General features: G+C 64.7%; 19 protein-coding genes and 1 pseudogene. 8 read left to right on the plus strand and 12 right to left on the minus strand.

Annotation, left to right across the window (positions count from 1 at the left end):
• Nucleotides 1-4: 4 nt before the first annotated feature.
• The 5 genes and pseudogenes from cysT to IPK65_00150 all read right to left on the minus strand — a co-directional run bounded on the left by cysT (nucleotide 5) and on the right by IPK65_00150 (nucleotide 3,628).
• Nucleotides 5-836, minus strand: a pseudogene (cysT, locus tag IPK65_00130) (sulfate ABC transporter permease subunit CysT).
• 5 nt (nucleotides 837-841) lie between these two features.
• On the minus strand, nucleotides 842-1,102 hold the full coding sequence (locus IPK65_00135) for a TOBE domain-containing protein (GenBank protein MBK8161595.1): 261 nt from the start codon (nucleotides 1,100-1,102) through the stop codon (nucleotides 842-844).
• A 26-nt stretch (nucleotides 1,103-1,128) separates the two neighbouring features.
• Complete coding sequence (locus IPK65_00140; protein MBK8161596.1) at nucleotides 1,129-2,139, minus strand: sulfate ABC transporter substrate-binding protein; 1,011 nt, start codon at nucleotides 2,137-2,139, stop codon at nucleotides 1,129-1,131.
• Nucleotides 2,140-2,219: 80 nt separating this feature from the next.
• Nucleotides 2,220-3,275 carry a porin gene (locus tag IPK65_00145; GenBank protein MBK8161597.1) on the minus strand — a complete coding sequence of 352 codons (1,056 nt, stop codon included), beginning with the start codon at nucleotides 3,273-3,275 and terminating at the stop codon, nucleotides 2,220-2,222.
• A gap of 146 nt (nucleotides 3,276-3,421) precedes the next feature.
• Nucleotides 3,422-3,628, minus strand: a complete 207-nt coding sequence (locus tag IPK65_00150) for a YezD family protein (protein ID MBK8161598.1) — start codon at nucleotides 3,626-3,628, stop codon at nucleotides 3,422-3,424.
• A gap of 305 nt (nucleotides 3,629-3,933) precedes the next feature.
• Between IPK65_00150 and IPK65_00155 the strand changes: the two genes are divergently transcribed.
• Both IPK65_00155 and rnt read left to right on the plus strand, forming a co-directional pair.
• Nucleotides 3,934-5,490, plus strand: coding sequence for a sigma 54-interacting transcriptional regulator (locus IPK65_00155; GenBank protein ID MBK8161599.1), 1,557 nt, complete (start codon nucleotides 3,934-3,936; stop codon nucleotides 5,488-5,490).
• Nucleotides 5,491-5,596: 106 nt separating this feature from the next.
• Nucleotides 5,597-6,202 (plus strand): ribonuclease T, encoded by a 606-nt coding sequence (gene rnt / locus IPK65_00160; protein ID MBK8161600.1) that lies wholly within the window; start codon nucleotides 5,597-5,599, stop codon nucleotides 6,200-6,202.
• A 141-nt stretch (nucleotides 6,203-6,343) separates the two neighbouring features.
• On the opposite strand, the gene grxD is transcribed toward rnt, so the two are convergent.
• On the minus strand, nucleotides 6,344-6,655 hold the full coding sequence (gene grxD / locus IPK65_00165) for a Grx4 family monothiol glutaredoxin (protein MBK8161601.1): 312 nt from the start codon (nucleotides 6,653-6,655) through the stop codon (nucleotides 6,344-6,346).
• A gap of 133 nt (nucleotides 6,656-6,788) precedes the next feature.
• Nucleotides 6,789-8,387 (minus strand): hydantoinase B/oxoprolinase family protein, encoded by a 1,599-nt coding sequence (locus IPK65_00170; protein MBK8161602.1) that lies wholly within the window; start codon nucleotides 8,385-8,387, stop codon nucleotides 6,789-6,791.
• A gap of 304 nt (nucleotides 8,388-8,691) precedes the next feature.
• Here IPK65_00170 and sodB point away from each other — a divergent pair, with 304 nt between their 5' ends.
• The 6 genes from sodB to IPK65_00200 all read left to right on the plus strand — a co-directional run bounded on the left by sodB (nucleotide 8,692) and on the right by IPK65_00200 (nucleotide 14,566).
• Nucleotides 8,692-9,270, plus strand: a complete 579-nt coding sequence (gene sodB / locus IPK65_00175) for a superoxide dismutase [Fe] (GenBank protein ID MBK8161603.1) — start codon at nucleotides 8,692-8,694, stop codon at nucleotides 9,268-9,270.
• A 93-nt stretch (nucleotides 9,271-9,363) separates the two neighbouring features.
• Nucleotides 9,364-10,605, plus strand: coding sequence for an HDOD domain-containing protein (locus tag IPK65_00180; GenBank protein MBK8161604.1), 1,242 nt, complete (start codon nucleotides 9,364-9,366; stop codon nucleotides 10,603-10,605).
• A gap of 16 nt (nucleotides 10,606-10,621) precedes the next feature.
• Nucleotides 10,622-11,167 (plus strand): NUDIX hydrolase, encoded by a 546-nt coding sequence (locus tag IPK65_00185; GenBank protein MBK8161605.1) that lies wholly within the window; start codon nucleotides 10,622-10,624, stop codon nucleotides 11,165-11,167.
• Between the two features lie 140 nt (nucleotides 11,168-11,307).
• Complete coding sequence (locus tag IPK65_00190; GenBank protein ID MBK8161606.1) at nucleotides 11,308-12,474, plus strand: aspartate aminotransferase family protein; 1,167 nt, start codon at nucleotides 11,308-11,310, stop codon at nucleotides 12,472-12,474.
• 23 nt (nucleotides 12,475-12,497) lie between these two features.
• The gene (argF, locus tag IPK65_00195) at nucleotides 12,498-13,412 is read left to right on the plus strand and encodes an ornithine carbamoyltransferase (GenBank protein MBK8161607.1); all 915 of its coding nucleotides are present in this window, start codon (nucleotides 12,498-12,500) and stop codon (nucleotides 13,410-13,412) included.
• A gap of 101 nt (nucleotides 13,413-13,513) precedes the next feature.
• Complete coding sequence (locus IPK65_00200; protein ID MBK8161608.1) at nucleotides 13,514-14,566, plus strand: ABC transporter ATP-binding protein; 1,053 nt, start codon at nucleotides 13,514-13,516, stop codon at nucleotides 14,564-14,566.
• A 201-nt stretch (nucleotides 14,567-14,767) separates the two neighbouring features.
• Here the strand turns inward: IPK65_00200 and IPK65_00205 are convergent, their stop codons facing one another.
• The 5 genes from IPK65_00205 to IPK65_00225 form a co-directional block, all read right to left on the minus strand.
• Complete coding sequence (locus IPK65_00205; GenBank protein MBK8161609.1) at nucleotides 14,768-15,373, minus strand: cytochrome c4; 606 nt, start codon at nucleotides 15,371-15,373, stop codon at nucleotides 14,768-14,770.
• A 362-nt stretch (nucleotides 15,374-15,735) separates the two neighbouring features.
• Entirely contained in the window at nucleotides 15,736-16,635 is a 900-nt protein-coding gene (locus IPK65_00210) for a hypothetical protein (GenBank protein ID MBK8161610.1), read from the minus strand.
• 60 nt (nucleotides 16,636-16,695) lie between these two features.
• Entirely contained in the window at nucleotides 16,696-19,326 is a 2,631-nt protein-coding gene (locus IPK65_00215; protein ID MBK8161611.1) for an SLBB domain-containing protein, read from the minus strand.
• A gap of 245 nt (nucleotides 19,327-19,571) precedes the next feature.
• Nucleotides 19,572-20,399 (minus strand): hypothetical protein, encoded by an 828-nt coding sequence (locus tag IPK65_00220; protein ID MBK8161612.1) that lies wholly within the window; start codon nucleotides 20,397-20,399, stop codon nucleotides 19,572-19,574.
• 65 nt (nucleotides 20,400-20,464) lie between these two features.
• Nucleotides 20,465-20,725 (minus strand): PqqD family protein, encoded by a 261-nt coding sequence (locus IPK65_00225; protein MBK8161613.1) that lies wholly within the window; start codon nucleotides 20,723-20,725, stop codon nucleotides 20,465-20,467.
• Nucleotides 20,726-20,788 lie beyond the last annotated feature (63 nt).

A 20,788-nucleotide genomic window follows, 5' to 3' on the forward strand; every position in this document is an offset into this window, starting at 1 on the left:
ATCCTCACTGGTGCCTGCGACGGCCCCACCACTGGAGCAGGTTGATGATCAGCAGCAGCAGGAACGAGATCACCAGCATCACCACGGCGATGGCGGTGGCGCCGGCGTAGTCGTACTGCTCCAGCTTGGTGATGATCAGCAGCGGCGTGATCTCGGACAACATCGGCATGTTGCCGGCGATGAAAATGACCGAGCCGTATTCGCCCAGCGCGCGCGAAGGCGAGCGCGAAGCCCGTCAGCAGCGCGGGCCACAGGCTCGGCAGCAGCACGCGGAAGAATGTCTGCCGGCGCGAGGCGCCCAGGCTCGCCGCCGCCTCCTCCAGTTCCGGCTTCAATTCCTGCAGCACAGGCTGCACCGTGCGCACCACGAACGGCAGGCCGATGAAGATGAGCGCGACCAGCACGCCGGTGGGCGTGAAGGCCACCTTGATGCCCAGCGGCTCCAGATATTGTCCGAGCCAGCCGTTCGGCGCGTACAGAGCGGTGAGCGAGATGCCGGCCACCGCCGTCGGCAGCGCGAACGGCAGATCGACAAGCGCATCGATCAGCCGCCGGCCGGGGAAGCGGTAACGCACCAGCACCCATGCGACGAGCAGGCCGAAAACCAGGTTGACGAGCGCGGCAAGGAAGGACGCGCCGAAGCTCAGTCGGTAGGAGGCCATCACCCGCGGCGCGGTCACCGTCGCCCAGAAACTCTCCCAGCCGAGCTGGGTGGACTTGAGGAAGGTGGCCGAGAGCGGGATCAGGATGATCAGGCTCAGGTACAGCAGGGTGAACCCGATGGTGATGCCAAAGCCCGGAATCACGCTGGGCCGGCGCAGGATGAATGCGGTCATGGCGCTCAACCCCTCTTCAGTCCGGCAGACGGCGCATCAGCCGCGACCGGCTGGAACTTCGCGAGCAACACCTCGGTCGCCTTGAACACCGCCATGGCCTCATGGCCTTCGCGCAGTCCCAGCTCCTCCAGCGAGCTGGAAGTCACCACCGACGAGATCGTGCCGGCCGGCGTCTCGAGCTGGACCTCGGACACCACGGGGCCGCGGATGATGCGTACGACGCGGCCGCGGAACTGGTTGCGTGAATTGAGGGCGATGATGGCCATGGCGTATTCTCCGGATACTGTATGACTTAATTCGACGGCACGTAGATTCGGTCGAAGACCCCGCCGTCGCTGAAGTGCGCCTTCTGCGCCTTCTGCCAGCCGCCGAACACCTCGTCGATGGTGATCAGTTTCACCTGGGGGAATCGCTTGATATCCTCGGGGTCGGCGTGCTCCGGCTTAATGGGGCGGTAATAATGCTTGGCCGCGATGCGCTGTCCTTCCGGAGAGTACAGGTACTCCAGATAAGCCTGGGCGACCTCCGTGGTGCCGTGCTTCTTCGCCACGCTGTCCACCAGCGTCACCGGGGGCTCGGCCAGAATGCTCAGCGACGGCAGTACGATCTCGAACTTGTCGGGACCCAGTTCGTTCAGGGCCAGAAACGTTTCGTTTTCCCAGGACAGGAACACGTCGCCGATACCGCGCTGAACGAAGGTATTCGTCGAACCCCGCGCGCCGGAATCCAGCACCGGCACATTCCTGAAGAGCTTGGTGACAAAGTCCGTGGCGGCCTGTTCGGAACCGTACTTATCCAGGGCGTAGGCCCACGCGGCGAGGTAGTTCCAGCGCGCGCCGCCCGAGGTCTTCGGGTTCGGCGTGATCACGCCTACGCCGGGTTTTACCAGATCGTCCCAGTCCTTAATGCTCTTGGGATTGCCCTTGCGCACCAGGAACACGATGGTGGACGTATAGGGCGCGCTGTTATTGGGGAGACGCGTCTGCCAGTCCCTGGGGAACCAGCCTGTCTTCTCGCTGATCTGGTCGATGTCGTAGGCCAGCGCCAGCGTCACCACGTCCGCCTCCAGGCCGTCGATCACGGCGCGCGCCTGCTTGCCCGCGCCTCCGTGCGACTGGTTGATGATGACGTTGTCGCCGGTCTTTTCTTTCCAGTATTTGCTGAACTCCTTGTTGAAGTCCTGATACAGCTCCCGGGTCGGGTCATAGGACACATTGAGCAGCTTGATGTCCTTGGCCGGTGCACCGGCGGCGACACCCGCGAACAACGCGAGCCCAGCAATGAGTTTAATAGCGCGCTTCATGATTCATACTCCTCAGTTGAGCGGGGACGGATTTGAAATCCGTCCCCTGCAGTTTTCGTGTAAAGGGTTGCAATCGGTACCTAGAACTTGATGATGGTGCCGAGCGAGATCGCCTTGGCCGAATCACCGTTGGCGGCCACGGCCAGGTTGTCGCTGCGACCTTCGCTGTATGGGGTGACCGACCGGCCGTCGTCGTTGTCGCTGCCGGCATAGGCGGCGTACAGAGTGATGCCCTTCTGCAGCGCGTATTCCGTGCCGATCGCCACCAGGCTCGTATCCCGCTCGTCGGCGTCCGCCGACAACTGATAGGCCTGGCCCTTGAAGACCCAGGCGCCGCTCTTGTAGCGCACGCCGAGGCCGAACACGTCTTCGTCCTGGCTGCCGTCGGTGGCCGCCCCGGAGATCGACTGCCACAGACCGTTGAAACGCCAGGCGTCAAGATCGTAATAGGCGCCCAGGCGCACGATGTTCGGGTCATCCTGCCCGGCCGCGGGGACGATGCCGGCCGACTCGTAACCGACACCGACGAAGAGCGGACCCTGCGCGTAGTTCACGCCGAGACTCAGCAGGTCGTTGTCGTTAGTGCCGGTGACCGCCGTGTCCGTGTTGGTGGAATACTGCAGCGTGCCCTTGAAACCGGACTTTTCCGGCGAGGTGTAATCGATACTGTTGTTGGGCCGCTCGTCGAAGCGGTTCGGGGCGGACCCGGCGCGGGTCACGTTGCGCGCATCGCCGGCCTGGTCGCCGAACAGGTCGACCTGACGGCCGATGACCTTTACCGGCGTATCAAAGCGGCCGATACGCGCGGTACCGAAATTGCCTTGCAGCCCGACGAAGGTGTTGCGGCTGGCCAGTATGCTGTTGCGATTGTTATTGCTCGACTCGGAAGTATCGGCACGCACTTCAGACTCGATCTGGTAGATACCGGCGACGTCGCCGCCGACCTGGATATCGCCCTTGAAACCGATGCGGCTCGAGTTGCTGGAGATGTTGAGCGCGCTGTCGGTGCCGTTGTCGAGACTGTCCAGCGATACGTTGAGCTGGCCGTAGATGGACGCCGCGGCCAGCGCGTCCTGCGCCGCGACACCGCCCGCCAGTCCGACCGCCAGCGCCAGGATGTGATTTCTGCCTTTCATGTCTGTTCCCTCGCTTGAATAGTGATGCGAACCTCCGGTGGACCGGTCAGCGCGTCTGGATTGTTGGTGAATGACGTTCAAAAAATGGACCTCCGGTCGTCCGGTCGGCGAACAGGGAGAGTGCTAGGGTTTACAGAGCTGGCGACTCATTTGCCGTGGCTGCCGTGACTGCGCAGGTCCGCGGTCGCGGGATGTACCCGCAATTTTTCCTTGCGATCGATCTGCACCACGCGGCCGTCGTGAATCACGAACTCCACGGAACCAAAACGCAGCGTGCGCAGGCTCTCGCGCAGCACGGCGATGATCTCTTCCGCCGGCTCATTGCCCAGGTTCGATGAATTCATGATTCGCATCCCGACTCAAACGTGTTGCACCCAATCCCGATTAACTGCACCCAACGGGTCCTTCCACGCGTCCCGTGCTGGGGTCTTTACCAGCACCGCTGAGCGATATCCCTTACCCGGGATTGCTTCCTGCCGTATCGCTGCGGTCTGACCTGACATTTCAGCTTTCGTGCCAAGGCCGGAAAATTTACTTATCTATATGTTTTTATGGATAAAGTTTATTCGGATCGGCTTTTATGAGGATTACGCAATCTGTTTTATTAAACGGTTTTCTGTTAATAATGCAGTAATTCCGTGAAATAGCCTGAGTAGAAATGGATAAATTCGAGCACCTGCTGCTGGACATATGGCGAGAGGTCGGACGCCATATGGAACTGATCGACGCGATGGACAACATAACCGCCCTGCTGGCCCCCGCCTTGCCGCTCAGCGCCCTGGAGATTCTCCATCTCGATCCGCGGCGTGACGACATCGAGACCATCGCCGTCAGCCGGCACGATGGCAGGCCGCCCGCGCACGGTCGCCGTGTTGGCATGACAACGGCACGCTACGAGGGTCTGCTGGATTGGATGCGCCAGGAACGCATGGCGGCGCTGTCCGCCGCCGCGGACTGGCCGCCCGCCCTGACACCGTTGCAGGATTTCTACTCCGGGAATGACGTGCTGATAGGAGTGCTGAAGGACCGCGCGTCCCGACCTGAAGGTCTGGTGGTGATCCTGGCCGAACCCGGCCAGATCAAGCTGCGCCACCACCGCCTGCTGGAAGGCCTGCTCGAACCGCTGACCGTGGCGCTGGAAAACGACAACCGGTTGCGCGAACTGGGCCAGCTCCGCGCCAGCGCGGAGGCGGACAAGCAATCATTGCTGACGCGGCTCGGCCGCGAGAAGGTGAGCGGCGACACCATCGTCGGCGCCGACATGGGGCTGCGACCGGTACTGGAGCGCGTCGATCAGGTCGCCCGCTCCGACACCTCGGTGCTGCTGCTCGGCGAGACCGGGTCCGGCAAGGAGGTGGTCGCGCGCGCGATCCACGATCGCTCGCTGCGCGCGCAGGGGCCGTTCATCCGCGTCAACTGCGGCGCGATCGCGCCCGAACTGATCGATTCCGAACTGTTCGGTCACGAGAAGGGCAGCTTCACCGGCGCTCTGGCGCAGCGCAAGGGCTGGTTCGAGCGCGCAGACGGCGGCACCCTGTTCCTGGACGAGATCGGCGAACTCCCCGCCTCGGTGCAGGTGCGCCTGCTGCGCGTGCTGCAGGACGGCAGCCTGTATCGCGTCGGCGGCGAGCAGCCGCTCCAGGTCGACATCCGCGTCATCGCCGCGACCCACCGCGACCTCGCCGCCATGGTGCAGCAGGGCGGCTTCCGCGAGGACCTGTGGTACCGCATCGCGATCTTCCCGATCCTGATCCCGCCCGTGCGCGAACGGCTGGAGGACATCCCCGAGCTGGCGCGCCACTTTGCGCGCCGTGCGGCGGTGAAGCTCGGCCTGCATCTGCAGCTTCCGACCGCCGCCGACATCGAGCAGTTGCGCAGTTACACCTGGCCCGGCAACGTGCGCGAGATGGCGGCGGTGATCGAACGCGCGGCGATCCTGGGCCAGGGGGAACGGCTGGCAATCGGCACAGCACTCGGTCTCGCCCCCGTGCCGGGAAGGACGCCGGATGTATCGCGCCAGGACGCCAGACCTGTGTTCTCCACCCTCGAACAGACGATGGCGGACCACATCCGCATTGCCCTCAAACGCACCCTCGGCCGCGTCGAAGGACCGCAGGGCGCGGCACGTCTGCTCGGGATCAATCCGCACACACTGCGCTCGCGCATGCGCAAGCTCGACATTGATCCGGCACCGTTCCGGCAGCTCCCGGATTGATATTTTTCCGCCCTGGCGGACGATAGCGCTTTACTCATCACCCGCCGATGATTACCCTGCCATAAGCCTTCGACAGGATCACACCGCCGTGTCAGTTCCGATAACCATGCGCATCGCCGGCCGCTTCCGCGGCTTTCTCCCCGTGGTCGTGGACGTCGAAACGGGCGGGATCAATCCCGCCACCGATGCCCTGCTGGAGATCGCGGTCGTGCTGCTCGGTTACGACGAGAGTCAGCGCCTGGCGCCGCTCTCGACGCACAGCCACCACGTGCAGCCGTTCCCCGGGGCCGTGCTCAACCCGGAGGCCCTCGCGTTCAACGGCATCGATCCCTATCATCCCTTCCGCGCGGCCATCGACGAGAAGGAGGCCCTGCAGGCGCTGTTCCGCGTGGTGCGCCAGGCGGTACGCGACAGCGGCTGCACCCGCGCGATCCTCGTCGGACACAACCCGATCCTCGACCTTGGTTTTCTCAACGCCGCAGTGGAGCGCACCGGGATCAAGCGCAACCCGTTCCATCCGTTCAGCAGCTTCGACACCGCCTCGCTGGCCGGACTCGCCTTTGGCCAGACCGTGCTGGCGCGCGCCGTGCAATGCGCGGGATTTACCTGGGACCAGAGCCAGGCGCACTCGGCGATCTACGACGCCGAACGCACGGCGGACCTGTTTTGCGCGATCGTGAATGAATGGGATAACGTGAGGCGTGAGGCGTGAGGCGTGAGGCGTGAGGCGTGAGGCGTGAGGCGTGAGGCGTGAGGCGACAAGAGCATGAACGCTTCAGTTCTCTGTCAAGTACTTTGTTATTGATGTTTTGTCTTACACCTAACTCCTCACCCCTCACGCATCACCGATTCCTTACGCCGCTTTATCCACCAGCTGCTGCAATTCGCCGCTCTGGTAGAGCTCCATCATGATGTCGCAGCCGCCGATCAGTTCACCCTTGATGAAGAGCTGGGGAAACGTGGGCCAGTTGGCGTAGCGGGGGAGGTTCTGGCGGACCTCCGGGTCCTGCAGGACGTCCACAGACTGGAACTGGGCGCCGCAGCTGCGCAGCGCCTGCACGGCGCGCTGTGAAAATCCGCATTGGGGGAAATCGGGGGAACCCTTCATGTAAAGCACGATCGGGTTGCCTTCGACCTGCTGCCTGATCCTTTCCATCACATCCATAACCACCCTCACCTCGTTTAGCCCGCGTCCGCCGGGATCGGCGGATCCTCGCATGTCATTATGATAGAGAGAATACCCGACTGTTTCAATCAGGTATTCTTGCGCTGTATGGGGTCCGGTATGGGGACAGATCTTAAATCTGTCCCCGAAACACCCCATCAACGCTGTGTGTCCCCGTCCCCGCCTCGGCCTCGCCCCAGCCGCCACCGCCCGCGGATTCCACCCGGACCCTGTCCCCGGTGACGGCCTCGAAACATACCTTGGGCGGCAGGGGCTGATCATTATGCCGGTTCTCCCCGCAAGCCCCGGCCGAGCCTCCCGCGAGCCCCCACGGCGCATGGGTGCGGCGCTCCGTGATCAGGGTGACCGTGGCGGGCGCGAGCAGCTCGTACTCGCGCACCAGGCCGTCGCCGCCGCGCCTCCGGCCGGCCCCGCCCGAACCGGTGCGAATCTCGTAGCGGCGGATGCGCAGGGGGTAGTGCAGTTCCAGGCTTTCGATCGGGGTATTCAAGGTGTTCGTCATATGCGTCTGCACGCCGCTCAGCCCTCCGCCGGCGGGTCCGGCGCCCATGCCGCCGCCCAGGGTTTCATAGTAATCCCAGGCGAGCCCGCCCGACTGCCCGCCCATCGCGATATTGTTCATGCTGCCGTGGCTGGCCGCCGGGATGCGGCCCGGCAGGGCCTGCGCCAGTGCGCCGAGCACCACGTCGACGACGCGCGTGCTGGTCTCGACGTTGCCGGCCGCGACGGCAGCGGGGCGACGTGCGTTCAGCAGCGTGCCCTCCGGCGCCGTCAGGCGCAACGGCCGGAAACTCCCCGCACAGTCCGGGACCTCCGGCGGCATCAGGCAGCGGAAGGCGTAGTACACGGCGGCAGCCGTCACTGCGAGCGGGCAGTTGACGTTGCCGGCGACCTGCGGCGCGGTGCCGGTGAAATCGGCCTCAATGTCCGATCCGGAGATGCGCAGCGTCAGGACCAGCGGGATATCGCGCGTACCCTGCCCGTCGTCGTCGAGGACATCGCGAAACCGGTATTCACCGTCAGGGATGGCTGCCAGCCCGGCACGTGCGAGCCGTTCCGCATAGTCGTTGAGCTGTCGCAGCGACTCGCGGTATTCCCCGAGCCCCAGTCCCGACACCAGGGTCTCGAGGCGCGCCAGGCCACAGCGGTTGGCGCTGATCTGGGCGGCATAATCGCCGCGGTTCTGCAGGGAGTTTCGCGTCTCACCCGCGATCCGTTCCATGACGGCGGCGTCGATCTGTCCGTCACGCAGGATAAAGGTCGGCGGGAGCACCATGCCCTCCTCCTCCAGCCGGCGCGAGATCGGCATCGAGCCCGGCGTCACCGCGCCGATGTCGGCGTGGTGCGCGCGGTTGGCCACGAATCCCGCGAGTCGCGCCTGCCCTTCATTTCCTGCAAACACGGGCGCGATCAGCGTCACATCGGGCAGGTGCGTGCCGCCCAGGAACGGGTCGTTCAGGATGACCATATCGCCCGGCCGCCATTCCAGCCGGCCGACGATGTCGCGCATGGCAAAGGCCATGCTGCCCAGATGTACCGGTATATGCGCCGCCTGGGCGCACAGCTCGCCCGCGGCATCGAATACGGCGCAGGAGAAATCGAGGCGGTCCTTGATATTGGGGGACAGCGCCGTGCGCCTCAGCACCGCGCCCATCTCCTCACAGACGGCGGCCATACGGCTGGCAAACAAGCTGAGTTCAATAGAGTTCATATTGGGGACAGATTTATTTTTTGCATGCTCCTGTAAATACTAGGTGTTTTCAATAAATAAATCTGTCCCCGTTTCCTTGAACTGGCCTTCCGGCTGCTCTACACTTTTCCGGGCGTACCACCAAACCTTTCCCGCCAGTCTGTTTCGATGTGAATCACTTGCCCGGCGGAAAGCGGGCGCAGCGGCGACAGCCGGTCCGGCACACCGATACCGCCGGACTTCTTGCTGTCTGACTGAACATTCCACGGGGCGGCCCTGCACGACAACAACCAGGGGTCGCCTTTAATGTCATGAGGAGCGAAAGATGGTACACGAACTGCCCAAACTGCCCTATGCGATGAATGCCCTGCAACCGCACATCTCCGCGGAAACGCTCGAATACCACTACGGCAAACATCACCAGACCTATGTCACCAACCTCAATAACCTGATCAAGGGCACCGAATTCGAGGCCCTCTCGCTGGAAGACATAATCAGGAAATCCTCGGGCGGCCTGTTCAACAACGCGGCGCAGGTGTGGAACCACACCTTCTACTGGAACTGCCTCGGACCGAACGGCAGCGGCAAACCCGCCGGCGCGCTGGCCAAGGCCATCGATACGGCATTCGGTTCGTTCGACGAATTCAAGGCCAAGTTCAGCCAGACCGCGATCACGACCTTCGGCTCCGGCTGGGCGTGGCTGGTGAAGAATGCGGACGGCTCGCTCGCCATCAGCAGCACCTCAAATGCGGGCACGCCGATGACCGAAGGCAAAAAGGCACTGTTGACCTGCGACGTCTGGGAGCACGCCTATTACATCGATTACCGCAACGCACGCCCCAAGTATGTGGAGAAATTCTGGGAAATCGTCAACTGGGATTTTGTCTCCCGGAATCTCGCTTAAGGTCGTTGGGCCGCATCGCATACAGCCCGGCCTGCAAGCTGCACGCAGGCCGGGCTGGGCGAGCGAAGCCCGGTATGACATGACGGTTCATCCGTGACTGACACGCAACTCCCTCCCCCCACCGCCGCCGACCTGCGCCACTTCGCGCCATTCGAAGCCCTGCAGGACGAACAGCTGATCCTGCTCACGGGGATGACCTGTCTCGTACAGCACAAGGAGGGTGCAGGCATCCTCGCCTTCGACGACACCAGCGCGCAGCAGTACTTCCTGCTCTCCGGCTCGGTCGAACTCGAGGCGCGCGACGGCATGCGCCAGGTCATCGAGAGCGGCAGTGATAAGGCGCGCGCCGCGCTGGCGGCCGCGCGACCCTCCGCCTTCAGCGTGATCGCGCTGTCACCGGTCCGGCTGCTGGCGGTCGAAACGGGCGTGCTGGCGAAACTGGGCCAGGCCGCCGAGACTGGCGATGGGAATGATTCCGAGCGCGCGATCGCGCTGCGGGCAAATCCCGTCTACCAGGCCATCCGCGCCGAACTGGACGCCGACCGGCTGGTCGTTCCCAGCCTGCCTGAGATCGCGCTGCGGATCAAAAGGGCGGTGGAGAGCGAGACCGCGAACATCAGCAAGATCGCCCGGATCGTGAGCGCGGATCCGGCCATCACCGCCAAGCTGATCAAGGCCGCGAATGGACCGCTCTACCGCGGCAACGTGAAGATCGACAACTGCCAGTCCGCCATCGTGCGCCTCGGCATGAACACCACCAAGCAACTCGTCATCAGCTTCACCCTGCGCGAACTCTTCCGGCTGAACAATCCCGAACTGAAGCGTCGCATGCTCGATACGTGGCGCCACAGCACCGAGGTGGGCGCCATCAGCATGGTGCTGGCGAAGCTCACCGGGCATCTGGAACCGGAGCAGGCGCTGCTCGCCGGGCTGTTGCACGACATCGGCGTGGTGCCGATCCTGTGCCATGTGCAGGGCGACGGCGCACTTCCCGTCGACGCCGCCGCGCTGGACCAGGCGATCGCCGAGCTGCGCGGCGAAGTCGGCGCGATGATCCTGCGGCGCTGGGGTTTTCACGAACCGCTGGCGCAGGCCGCGCTGATGGCGGACGAATGGAACTACGACTCGGGCGCCAGGGCCGATTACGCAGACCTCGTGATCCTCGCCCAGCTGCACAGCTACATGAAGGCCGGCAAGGGCGCGGACTACCCGCAGATGGAACAGGTGCCCGCCTTCGCCAAGCTCGCTCCGGATTCGCTCACCCCTCAGGCCAGCCTCAAGGTCATCGACCAGGCCAAGGGCGAGGTCGCCGAAGTGATCCGGCTGCTGACCTGAGCGGGACCGCTCTTCCATGGATCAGTCCGCTGTCCTCCACCTGCTCGACGCGCACATACCGTACGACTCCGCCGAGCGCGGCTTCCTCGAGCGGATCCTCCGCTTCGTGCGGGAAACCCCCGGCTTCCACCGGCGCGACACGATGCAGGGACATCTCACCGCATCGGCCTGGATCGTCGATGCGGAACGGCGGCGCGCGCTGCTGCTGCATCACGGCAAACTGGCGCGCTGGCTGCAGCCGGGCGGCCATGTCGAGGACGACGCCACGCTGCTCGACTCGGCGCTGCGCGAGGCGCGCGAGGAGACCGGCCTGCGCTGCCGCGCGGTGGATGCCGCGATCTTCGACCTCGACATCCATCCCATCCCGGCGCGTGCGCAGGAACCGACCCACCTGCACTATGACGTGCGCTTCCTGCTCGAGGCCGATCCGGGCGCGCAGCCCGAAGTCTCCCCCGAGTCGAACGCCGTGCGCTGGTTCGGGCTGGACGAGATCGACGCACTGGGCGGCGGGCCGTCGATCGCGCGCATGGTGGCAAAGACACATCGCTTGACCCAGCCCTGACCCGATCCGGCCGCGCGGTTTGCGCGCGGTGAAAAATCAGTATAATTGGCGGTTTGTTCTCGCGTTTCGGGCCGCGGCCGCGAAACGGGCGATTCTTTGATGAACGAACCAGACATGGGCGGATCCAGGTGGATCATCTGATGAGTACCTACTCCCGTCTCCCGGTCACCTTCGAACGCGGCGAAGGCGCCTGGTTGTGGGACACCCGGGGCAACAAGTATCTCGACGCACTGAGCGGCATCGCCGTGTGCGGGCTGGGCCACGCGCACCCCGCGGTGAGCGCGGCGCTGTGCGCGCAGGCGAAACGCCTGATCCATACCTCCAACCTGTACGGCGTCGCGCTGCAGGAACAGCTCGCGGACGAACTGACCGGGGTGGCCGGCATGGACCGGGTGTTCTTCTGCAACTCCGGCGCGGAATCCGTCGAGGCCGCCATCAAGCTCGCGCGACTCTACGGCCACCAGCGCCATATCGCCCAGCCCGCCATCATCGTCGCGGAAAAGAGCTTCCACGGCCGCACGCTCGCCACGCTCTCCGCCACCGGGAATCGCAAGGTGCAGGCCGGTTTCGAGCCGCTGGTGCAGGGATTCGTCCGCGTCCCCTATAACGACGTCGAGGCGCTGCATGCGGTCGCGCGCAATTCGCCGCAGGTGGTCGCCGTCCTGGTCGAACCCATCCAGGGCGAGGGCGGCATCATCGTCCCGGACGACCACTACCTGAAGCAGGTGCGCGAATTGTGCGACCGGCACGGCTGGCTCATGATGCTCGACGAGATCCAGACCGGCATGGGACGCACGGGGCGCTGGTTCGCCTATCAGCATCATGATCTGTATCCGGACGTCATCGCGGTCGCAAAAGGCCTGGCCAACGGCGTCCCGATCGGCGCCTGCCTGGCGCGCGGGGCCGCGGCCGGGGTCTACCAGCCGGGCAACCACGGCTCCACCTTCGGCGGCAACCCGCTCGCCTGCAGCGCGGCGCTCGCCGTGCTCGCCACCATCAAGGCCGGGAAACTGACCGAACGCGCGGCCGTGCTCGGTCAGCGCATGCTCGCCGGGCTGAAAGCCGCCCTCGCCGGATGCGGGCTCGTCGCGGAGATCCGCGGACGCGGCCTGATGATCGGCATCGAGCTCACGCGGCCGTCGGCCCATCTGCCCGCGATCGGACTGGAACGCGGCATACTGTTCAGCATTCAGTCGGAGAAGGTGATCCGCCTGCTGCCGCCGCTGATCATCAGCGACGCCGAGGCGGACGAGATTGTCACCCGCATCGGCGCGCTCGTCAGGGAAGAGGCGGCGCGCGCCGCCTGAATTCCGCTACCAGACGACACCCCATGGCCACGCCCAGGCATTTCCTCACGCTGCTCGACCTCGATACCGCGCAATTGCTGCGCCTGATCCGGCGCGCCGACGAGCTGAAGGCGATGCAGCACCGCGGCGAGATCTACGAGCCGCTGAAGAACCGTGTGCTCGGCATGGTGTTCGAGAAATCCTCGACGCGCACCCGCGTCTCGTTCGAGACCGCGATGATCCAGTTCGGCGGCGGCGCCATCTTCCTCTCCCCGCGCGACACCCAGCTCGGGCGCGGCGAACCGGTGGAAGATACGGCCCGCGTGCTGTCGCGCATGGTGGATGCCATCATGCTGCGCACCTACACCCACGAGATGCAGGAGCGCTTCGCCGCGCAGTCGCGCGTCCCGGTCATCAACGGACTGTCCGACCTGCATCACCCCTGCCAGCTGCTGGCGGACATGCAGACATATTTCGAGCTGCGCGGCGACATCCGCGGCAGGACCGTGGCGTGGATCGGGGACGGCAACAATATGTGCAACTCCTACATCCACGCCGCGCGCCGCCTCGGTTTCCAGTTGCGCGTGGCCTGCCCGCCGGATTACGCCCCCGCCATCGTGAACGACCCGGACAACGCCGCGGCGGTCCAGATCGGCAGCGATCCCATGGCGGCGGCGGACGGCGCCGACCTTGTGGTCACGGACGTGTGGGCCAGCATGGGGCAGGAAGACGAGGCCGGACACCGCCAGCAGGCGTTCCAGGCGTTCCAGGTGAACGGCGCCGTCATGCAGCGCGCGCGGCCGGATGCGCTGTTCATGCACTGCCTGCCGGCGCACCGCGGCGAGGAGGTCAGCGCCGAGGTGATGGACGGACCTTGCAGCGTGGTCTGGGAAGAGGCGGAGAACCGCCTCCATGCACAGAAGGCGCTGCTCGAGCTGCTGCTCGTAAAGACGGACTGACCTCCGTCGGTGTGTCCTCCGGGTGCGCGGGCGCGCGCCGAGACAAAACCCCGTCCCCCCTTGTTATACTGCGTGCTCCATCTCCGAAACCCGACAGCAAAGTGTTGAAGCCGCGGCAACTGGAAATCAGGGACATCGAGTGCCGGTATGACGGCCATCCCGTCGTCGACGGCCTCACCCTCGGCATCGATGAGGGTGGAATCGCCTGCCTGCTCGGACCGAGCGGCTGCGGCAAGACGACCGCGCTGCGCGCCATCGCCGGATTCGAGCCGGTCTGGCGGGGCGAGATCGCGCTGAAGGGAGCCGTCGTATCGCGCCCGGGCTTTCAGCTGGCGCCTGAGCGACGGCGGCTCGGCATGGTGTTCCAGGACTACGCCCTGTTTCCCCACCTGAACGTCCACGACAACGTGGTATTCGGCCTGCGCGGCCTCGACAAGGCACAACGGCACAGGATCGCCGGCGAACTGCTCGAGGTCATCGGCCTGTCCGGCATCGAACGGCGCTACCCGCACGAGCTGTCGGGCGGTCAGCAGCAGCGCGTCGCGCTGGCGCGCGCACTGGCCGTCAATCCCGATCTCATCCTGCTGGACGAACCGTTCTCCAACCTCGACGTCGAGCTGCGCGAGCGGCTTGGCAAGGAGATCGGGGATCTGCTCAGATCCCGCCGCATCACCACCCTGATGGTGACGCATGACCAGCAGGAGGCGTTCGCACTGGGCGACTGGATCGGCATCATGAAAGACGGCCGCCTCATCCAGTGGGATACCCCGTTCAACCTGTATCACCAGCCGGCGAACCGCTTCGTTGCGGGATTCATCGGCAGCGGAGTCTTCGTCAAGGGCACCCTGACGGCATCGAATGCCGTCCAGACCGCCTTCGGCACGCTGCGCGGCCTGCATGCCTACCCCTGGCCCGCCGGTACGGCGGTCGATGTCCTGCTGCGCCCGGACGACATCGTCCCGGACCCCGCCGGCGAGTTGCAGGCCGAGGTGGTGCAGAAGGTTTTCAAGGGGGCCGAGATCCTCTACACCTTGAGGCTCGCAACGGGCATCGACGTGCTGTCGCTGTTTCCGAGCCACCGCGATCATGCGCTCGGCGAACAGGTGCGTCTGCGGGTGTGCGCCGAACACGTGGTCGCGTTCGCCGCCGAGTGATCGCTGGACGTATGAATCCGGTCTGAGAGATTACGCACGGGCACGCACCACGTGCCCGCGCTGCATGGCAGCCCGGATGAAGCGCAGCGGAATCCGGGAATCAATCGGAACATCCCCGGAATCCGGCGCCATGCGCCTTCATCCGGGCTGCAAGCTCTGCCGGGCCGGCGTGATGTCGCCGGCCCGGGAATAATTCCAATCTCAGGGCAACTGTGCGGACAGATACTCCGACACCGCCTTGACCTCGTCGTCGGACAGCTTCTTGGCGATGTCGGCCATCATGCTGCCGGGATCGTTCTTGCGGGTGCCCGCTCGAAAGTCGTTCAGCTGCTTGATGATGTAATCGCGGTGCTGGCCGCCGATGCGCGGGAATTGCGTGATATTGGCCGCCTTGCCCTTGCCGCGCTCGCCATGACAATTGACGCAGCCGTAGACGCCGGACTTCATATTGCCTTCGTTGAACAACTTCTCACCCTTCTTGGCCAGATCGGCGTTGACCGGGACCAGGGGGTCCTTCGCCATCTTCTTGCTGGCGAAGTACGCCGCGATGTCCTTGGCGTCTTCCACGCTGGCCACCGTCGCCGCCATGCCGGCCATGATGTCGTTATTGGCGCGCACGCCGTTCTGGAAATCCTTGACCTGCTTTACGATGTACCCTGCATACTGGCCCGCCAGACGCGGAAAATCGGCGGCCGGACTGTTGCCGTCCCCGCCGTGACAGCCCGCGCACAGGGCAGACTTCGCTTCACCCGCGGCGGCATCACCGCCCTCGAACGCGGCGAAAGCACTCCCCGCGCCCAGCGACATTACCGCACCCGCCAACACCCCACCGAACACCACGCGCATCTTGGCCATGAAATCCAATCCCATAGTTGTACCCGCCTAATTTTTATAGATTATTGGACCGGTATCCTCTGTCGGGACACTTCTGGCATAGCCCTTGACGAGAATAGGACCCTCCGAGAGCCTCCAAGGATAACACAATCATTTCCCATGAAAAAACGTTGCCGGGCCAAAGGTGATTCTCCCGCATGGGCGACATGCGGGCTCGCCCCGCAGCGGGCCATATTGATAGTCAAATATTTAAAAGTCAGCAAGTTGCGACGACACGGCGGCACACACTGACAGCGATGCGCCCCGAATCAGGCAGCGGCAGTGACAGGGTCCGTTCAGCCGCGGGAGGCCCCGGCGAACCTCGCCCGGACGAGGACGACGACCGCCGAAACGATCAGGCCGAACACGAGCCCGAGGATGATGATCGGTACACGCCTGGGCGAGGAGTACTCCTGCGGGGGGACGGCGGGATCGATCACCCTGAAGGCATACTCGTCGAGCGATTTCGCCACCATGATCTTCCTGATCTTCGACTCGATGAGCTGGTAGATCGCCTGCTGCATCTCGACGAGGCTCGTCTCGGCCAGCTGCTCCTTCAGGTAGGAGATACTCGTCTCCGCCTCGCGGATCGCCTCTGCACGCCGTTCCGCGTTGATGCGCTGCACCAGTCGGTTGGCCCACAGCGCCGCGGAGTCAGGATCCCGCCATTCGATTGCCAGCGTCACCAGACCCGTCTTGACGTCCTTGTTCACGAACCGCACATTGCGGTCGAACAGCCGGTAGGCATCCCACGCCGTGGGCGGCTCTTCACCCTCCTTCCACCCCTTGCGCGCGGCATCCCAGCGATCGGCGTACAGGACGGGCATGAGTTTCTCTTCCCTGATGAAGGCATCGGTAAAGACGCGCGAAGTGAGCGTGGCCAGCGCCTCGGCCGAATCGCCGCCGCTGCCGCCGCCCAGGCCGATACCGGCAAAACCCTCCAGCGCGCCGAACTGCAGGATGGGACTGGCCGACTTGTCGGAGCTTTCGACGGGGGCGAGCAGGGTCTCGGCCCGATACACAGGGGCCATCAGGAACGCGACAGCCACCGCAGCGGCGATGCACACCGACGTGATGGCGCCGATCACCGCACGGCCGGCGGCGAGGGCGCGCCAGATATCGGCGAGGTCGATCTCCTCGTCATCGTTGCGGTAGAGGCCGGGCGGCGGAAAGCGTTGGGAGGTTTTGTCGTCCATCAAGCCGCGTCCAGAGTATGTCGCCGCGCGCCGGAGCCTGCGACCAGGGCGGACCGGGGATCAGAATACGCCGACGACGTCCAGGCTGGCCGCGGTGAGTGCGAGCTGGTACAGGATCTGACTGACGCTCGTGATCAGCTTGAGCCTGCTGAGACGCTCAAGCTTCATGGGCACCACGACCGTGTCGCCCGGTCCCATGACGATGCGTCCGTCGAACCAGCCGCCGTCGGGACTCACCGATCCATCGGCATGGACCACATAGATCGCCTTCTTGTTTCCGCTTTCGGTGACGTTGCCACTGAGGCGGATATAGTCGTCGCGATCGAGCTTCGGATTATAAAGGTGCGACGTCGGGTTGTATACTTCGCCGATCACGGTCACTTCTTCGGGCTTCTGCGGGATATACAGCCGGTCGCCCGTGTTGACGACGATGTCGTAGCCATCATCGCGCAACAACTGCTCCAGATCGATCACCATGCGGCCCGTCGCCTGCGCGGCGTGGATCTGCCTGAGCAGAAGCTCGCCTTCGACGGTGGATTTCTCGTCCTCCTCCGGCACGACCTTCGCCAGTTCGTGCTCGAGCCTGACCGCAAGCTGGTCGATGGATTCCTGTTCACGCAGGCGCACAGATTCGCGCAGGAACACCGCGGCGCGGGGATAGGCCTCCGGCGTCAATCCGCCCGCGCGGCGGATGAGCTCGGACAGCCGGTCTCCGCGCGCCACCGGGTAGTTGCCCGGAAAGCGCACCTCGCCCTTGAGCTCGATCATCCCCGCCTCGTCCCAGCTCGGAATGCGCCGTACGACCACCTGGTCGTAGGCGGCCAGGGCCATGTCCTCCGAGACGGCGCCGTCCAGCACCGCGGCGAGATCGATGTCATGGCGCGACATTTCGCGGCGCTCGCCCTCGACGACGCTGTGACGGGTCAACTCCAGCGCGAGCGTATAGGCGCGATCCGTCAGCCCGCCCGCCGCGCGCAGCAGATCGCTCACCTTCATCCCCGGGGTAAGGGGATACTGTCCCGGGTGATGCACCGTGCCGTCGATCTTGACGATGTGCAGCGGTCTTCCCGGCGAAGATTGTCCCTCGGTCATCACCAGCAGCGGCCGGATCGCCGCGCTGCGGTCCTCGTCAAGCGCGAAGACGCGGATCTCGTCCTCCGACTGCAGCTCGGGGTCGTCCGCCGGATCCGCACCCTGCAGCGCCGCCGCGAGATCGGCGTCGATGAACCGGATGTCGCGGCTGGCCGGATCCCGGCGCACGATGAGCTGATACTGCGCGTCCGCCCTGGGCTGCAGTTCCGCCATTGACGGCAGGAGATCCGTCAGGCGCATGCCGGGGAACCATTGATATTCGCCCGGCCGGTTGACGTGCCCCGTCAGGGACACGGCGTGCGCGACCCGGTCCAGGACGGAGACAATCCTGACCACGTCCCCGTCCTGCAGCGCGGTCAGCCTTCCTGCCGGCTGCATCAGATCGATGTCGAGCAGCACCCTCCGGTGATCGGAGCCGATACGCTCGATCCGGGCCTTTCTCGGATACGCCTCCGGCAGGAGTCCTCCTGCCAGATCGATCAGGTCCCCCACGGTCTTCTCATCCTTCAGCTCATAGATGGCGGGGCGGCGTACCTGGCCGGCGATCCCGGCCTGCCTCCCGGCCGGCGCCACGAAAATCACGTCGCCCGGCAGCAGCCGGGCGTCGCCGCTCGTATCGCCGCGCAGCAGCAGATCGTAGAGATCGAGCCTGGAGACGAGCCTGCCGTTCCGTTTGAGCTGGATGTCGCGCAGGCTGCCGATCGGCTTGACGCCGCCGCTCACGAACAGGGCGTTGGTGAGCGTGGACATCCCGCTCACCAGGTACGATCCGGGGGTCTCCGCGTCGCCCAGCACGAAGACGCGGATGGAACGGATGCGGCCCAGCGTCACGGAGGCTGTCACGCCGCTGAGCTGGCGCTGCACGCGACCCTGTACCTCGTCCTGCATCCTGGAAAAGCTGAGCCCCGCGACCGACAGCGGGCCGATGCCGGGAAACAGCAGCGCGCCGTCGCGGGTGACAGTCAATTCATGCAGGCTGTTATCCTTGCCGAAGAGCTGGACGATCACGCTGTCGCCCGGACCGATGACATAATCGGCGGGCACCGGGATATTGCCGGCGGGGGCGAAGGTGCTGGGGGCGCTGCGGAACAGATCCAGACCGAACTGTCTCAGCTCGGGTTCGACCGGCAGCAATTGCAGGGAAACCACACGCCCCGCGAGCGCGGGCTCGACCGACAGGCGCTCGACCGCTTCCCGCTCGCTCAACCCCGCGAGCACGATGCGCCCTGCGTCCGGCAGCACGATCGCCCCCGCATGATCCAGCAGGTAGAGTCGCTTCTCCGTGGCAGGCAGTCGATCGGGTGCGGCCGGCGGCGTTTGCAGGCCCAGCAGGAGCGTATCGCCGGCGCGAAGGCGCAAGGCGCCGGTATCGGCGCGCTCGCCGGGCGCGGGCGGCACACTTTCGGTCTGTAACGGCGCGGGCATCTCCACCGCCGCCGCAGGCTCGGGTTGCGCCCCGAGGGCGCGCACCGCCGCCTGGCGCTGCTCCGGGGACATAAGCTGGAACTGCTGCTTCAGCTGCTCCGCACCGGGAAAGCCTTCGGCGGCCTGCCCCAGCGCTGCGCACAGACTCAGAACGGCAATCACAAGTATGCGCATGCAAGACCGTCGATCGATCATTTCACCCTCACTACATCCCTTGCGGCTCGCCCGCGCCCCGGCACCAGGCGATCCGCGGCGCGAACAGGGGGTCCAAGCGGTTAATCACCGCGAAACAATAGCAGATCCGCCTGTTTAAGGCCCAGCATCCGCCACACGGCGCATTCCACCGCGAAGCTTCGAAGCAGGAAGCTCTGCAAAACGGGTTTCAGGTCATTCCCGCGCGTACGGGGATGAGGAATTACTCAGGCCTGCCCTTGATTCCGCAGCGTGGATTTTATCAGGTCGCAGGTCTTCTGCAGGTCGCTGGTGACGAGTTCCAGGCAGCGGCTGTGACCCGCCACCTTGACCGCCGCATCCAGTCCGTAGCGGTCGTGGGCCAGCAGGTTCAGCGCGTTGCTGTAGATCCTCGCGCCAGCCTCGCCCCTGGAGATCGGACTCACCCGCGGCGTGCCGATCTCCGGGTCGTAACGCAGGAAGAAGATCGCCTCGAGCGGCGCCGGTTCCCGGCACAACTCGCCCGGAAACGACTCCACCGGGACATGCAGCGTGTATGAAGTCTGCAGGGTCGCCGCGGGCAGGCCGAAGGGCTCGGGCGGAGCCGACTTCAGGCACAGCGCGTGGGGATACGGATGCACCCGCAGGGTTTCAGTATGGATCGGGGCGAGCTCGTCGCTCAGATAACGGAAGCCGTTGTTGATCAGCGCCCAGGTGGTGGTCGACTTGCCGCTGCCCGAGGGGGCCACCAGGATCAGTACGCGCCCGCCGTACTCGAGCGCCGCCGCGTGCATGAAGAGCAGATCCTGGCGCCGCTTCTGCACCTCCATGGTCATGTGCTTCTCGAAGAAGTAGAGCAGCTCGTATTCGTCCTCCGCCGCCTCGGCTGGCTGGCCGCTGAAGCGGAGTTCGAAGCGCGGGGCATCCAGGGGATGGATGGTGTACTCGAGATCCGGCTCGACGTCCGAGTCGGTGACAAAGGCGCTGTAACCCTTCAGCAGCAGCCCATAAGAATAAGGGTCCGCGCAGCGGACCCTTATCTCAACCCCCAGGATGTGAAACCGGAGTGTGTTCAAATGTCAGAAACAGATGCGCAGAGTGCGTTCCGCACGCAGTATCGGAAAACCCGTACCCAATTCGCTCACGCCGCCTCTAGCAGGCCCATGTCACACAATTGTTCGGTCACCTGTTTCACGTCGGCCATGGCAGTATCTGACCCGATCTCATAATGCGCGGCATATTTCTCCGCCAACTGATCCGCCGTGATACCGCCCTCGCACAACTCCCAGATGAAACTCGCGGAAGAATTGAGTTGATGTATCTGGTTGCTCTCCAGATCCAGGATCAGAATCTCATCATCAACCGCTTGAACCGTCAGGCTCTCACGCTGCTTGTACCGCATCAAACAGCCACTTCCTTCCCCGCTACATGATGGTCACGATACTAGCTTAAGTTCTTGAACCTT

The organism is Gammaproteobacteria bacterium (assembly GCA_016712635.1).
Taxonomy (GTDB): Bacteria; Pseudomonadota; Gammaproteobacteria; order SZUA-140; family SZUA-140; genus JADJWH01.

What these genes read in the sequence shown, in the direction of transcription:
- grxD (MBK8161601.1), bottom strand. Translation starts at nt 6,655, where the DNA reads ATGGATGTGATGGAAAGGATCAGGCAGCAGGTCGAAGGCAACCCGATC.
- IPK65_00145 (MBK8161597.1), bottom strand. Translation starts at nt 3,275, where the DNA reads ATGAAAGGCAGAAATCACATCCTGGCGCTGGCGGTCGGACTGGCGGGC.
- sodB (MBK8161603.1), top strand. Translation starts at nt 8,692, where the DNA reads ATGGTACACGAACTGCCCAAACTGCCCTATGCGATGAATGCCCTGCAA.
- IPK65_00210 (MBK8161610.1), bottom strand. Translation starts at nt 16,635, where the DNA reads ATGGACGACAAAACCTCCCAACGCTTTCCGCCGCCCGGCCTCTACCGC.
- IPK65_00135 (MBK8161595.1), bottom strand. Translation starts at nt 1,102, where the DNA reads ATGGCCATCATCGCCCTCAATTCACGCAACCAGTTCCGCGGCCGCGTC.
- IPK65_00170 (MBK8161602.1), bottom strand. Translation starts at nt 8,387, where the DNA reads ATGAACTCTATTGAACTCAGCTTGTTTGCCAGCCGTATGGCCGCCGTC.
- rnt (MBK8161600.1), top strand. Translation starts at nt 5,597, where the DNA reads ATGCGCATCGCCGGCCGCTTCCGCGGCTTTCTCCCCGTGGTCGTGGAC.
- IPK65_00140 (MBK8161596.1), bottom strand. Translation starts at nt 2,139, where the DNA reads ATGAAGCGCGCTATTAAACTCATTGCTGGGCTCGCGTTGTTCGCGGGT.
- IPK65_00150 (MBK8161598.1), bottom strand. Translation starts at nt 3,628, where the DNA reads ATGCGAATCATGAATTCATCGAACCTGGGCAATGAGCCGGCGGAAGAG.
- argF (MBK8161607.1), top strand. Translation starts at nt 12,498, where the DNA reads ATGGCCACGCCCAGGCATTTCCTCACGCTGCTCGACCTCGATACCGCG.
- IPK65_00215 (MBK8161611.1), bottom strand. Translation starts at nt 19,326, where the DNA reads ATGCGCATACTTGTGATTGCCGTTCTGAGTCTGTGCGCAGCGCTGGGG.
- IPK65_00155 (MBK8161599.1), top strand. Translation starts at nt 3,934, where the DNA reads ATGGATAAATTCGAGCACCTGCTGCTGGACATATGGCGAGAGGTCGGA.
- IPK65_00190 (MBK8161606.1), top strand. Translation starts at nt 11,308, where the DNA reads ATGAGTACCTACTCCCGTCTCCCGGTCACCTTCGAACGCGGCGAAGGC.
- IPK65_00225 (MBK8161613.1), bottom strand. Translation starts at nt 20,725, where the DNA reads ATGCGGTACAAGCAGCGTGAGAGCCTGACGGTTCAAGCGGTTGATGAT.
- IPK65_00205 (MBK8161609.1), bottom strand. Translation starts at nt 15,373, where the DNA reads ATGTCGCTGGGCGCGGGGAGTGCTTTCGCCGCGTTCGAGGGCGGTGAT.
- IPK65_00185 (MBK8161605.1), top strand. Translation starts at nt 10,622, where the DNA reads ATGGATCAGTCCGCTGTCCTCCACCTGCTCGACGCGCACATACCGTAC.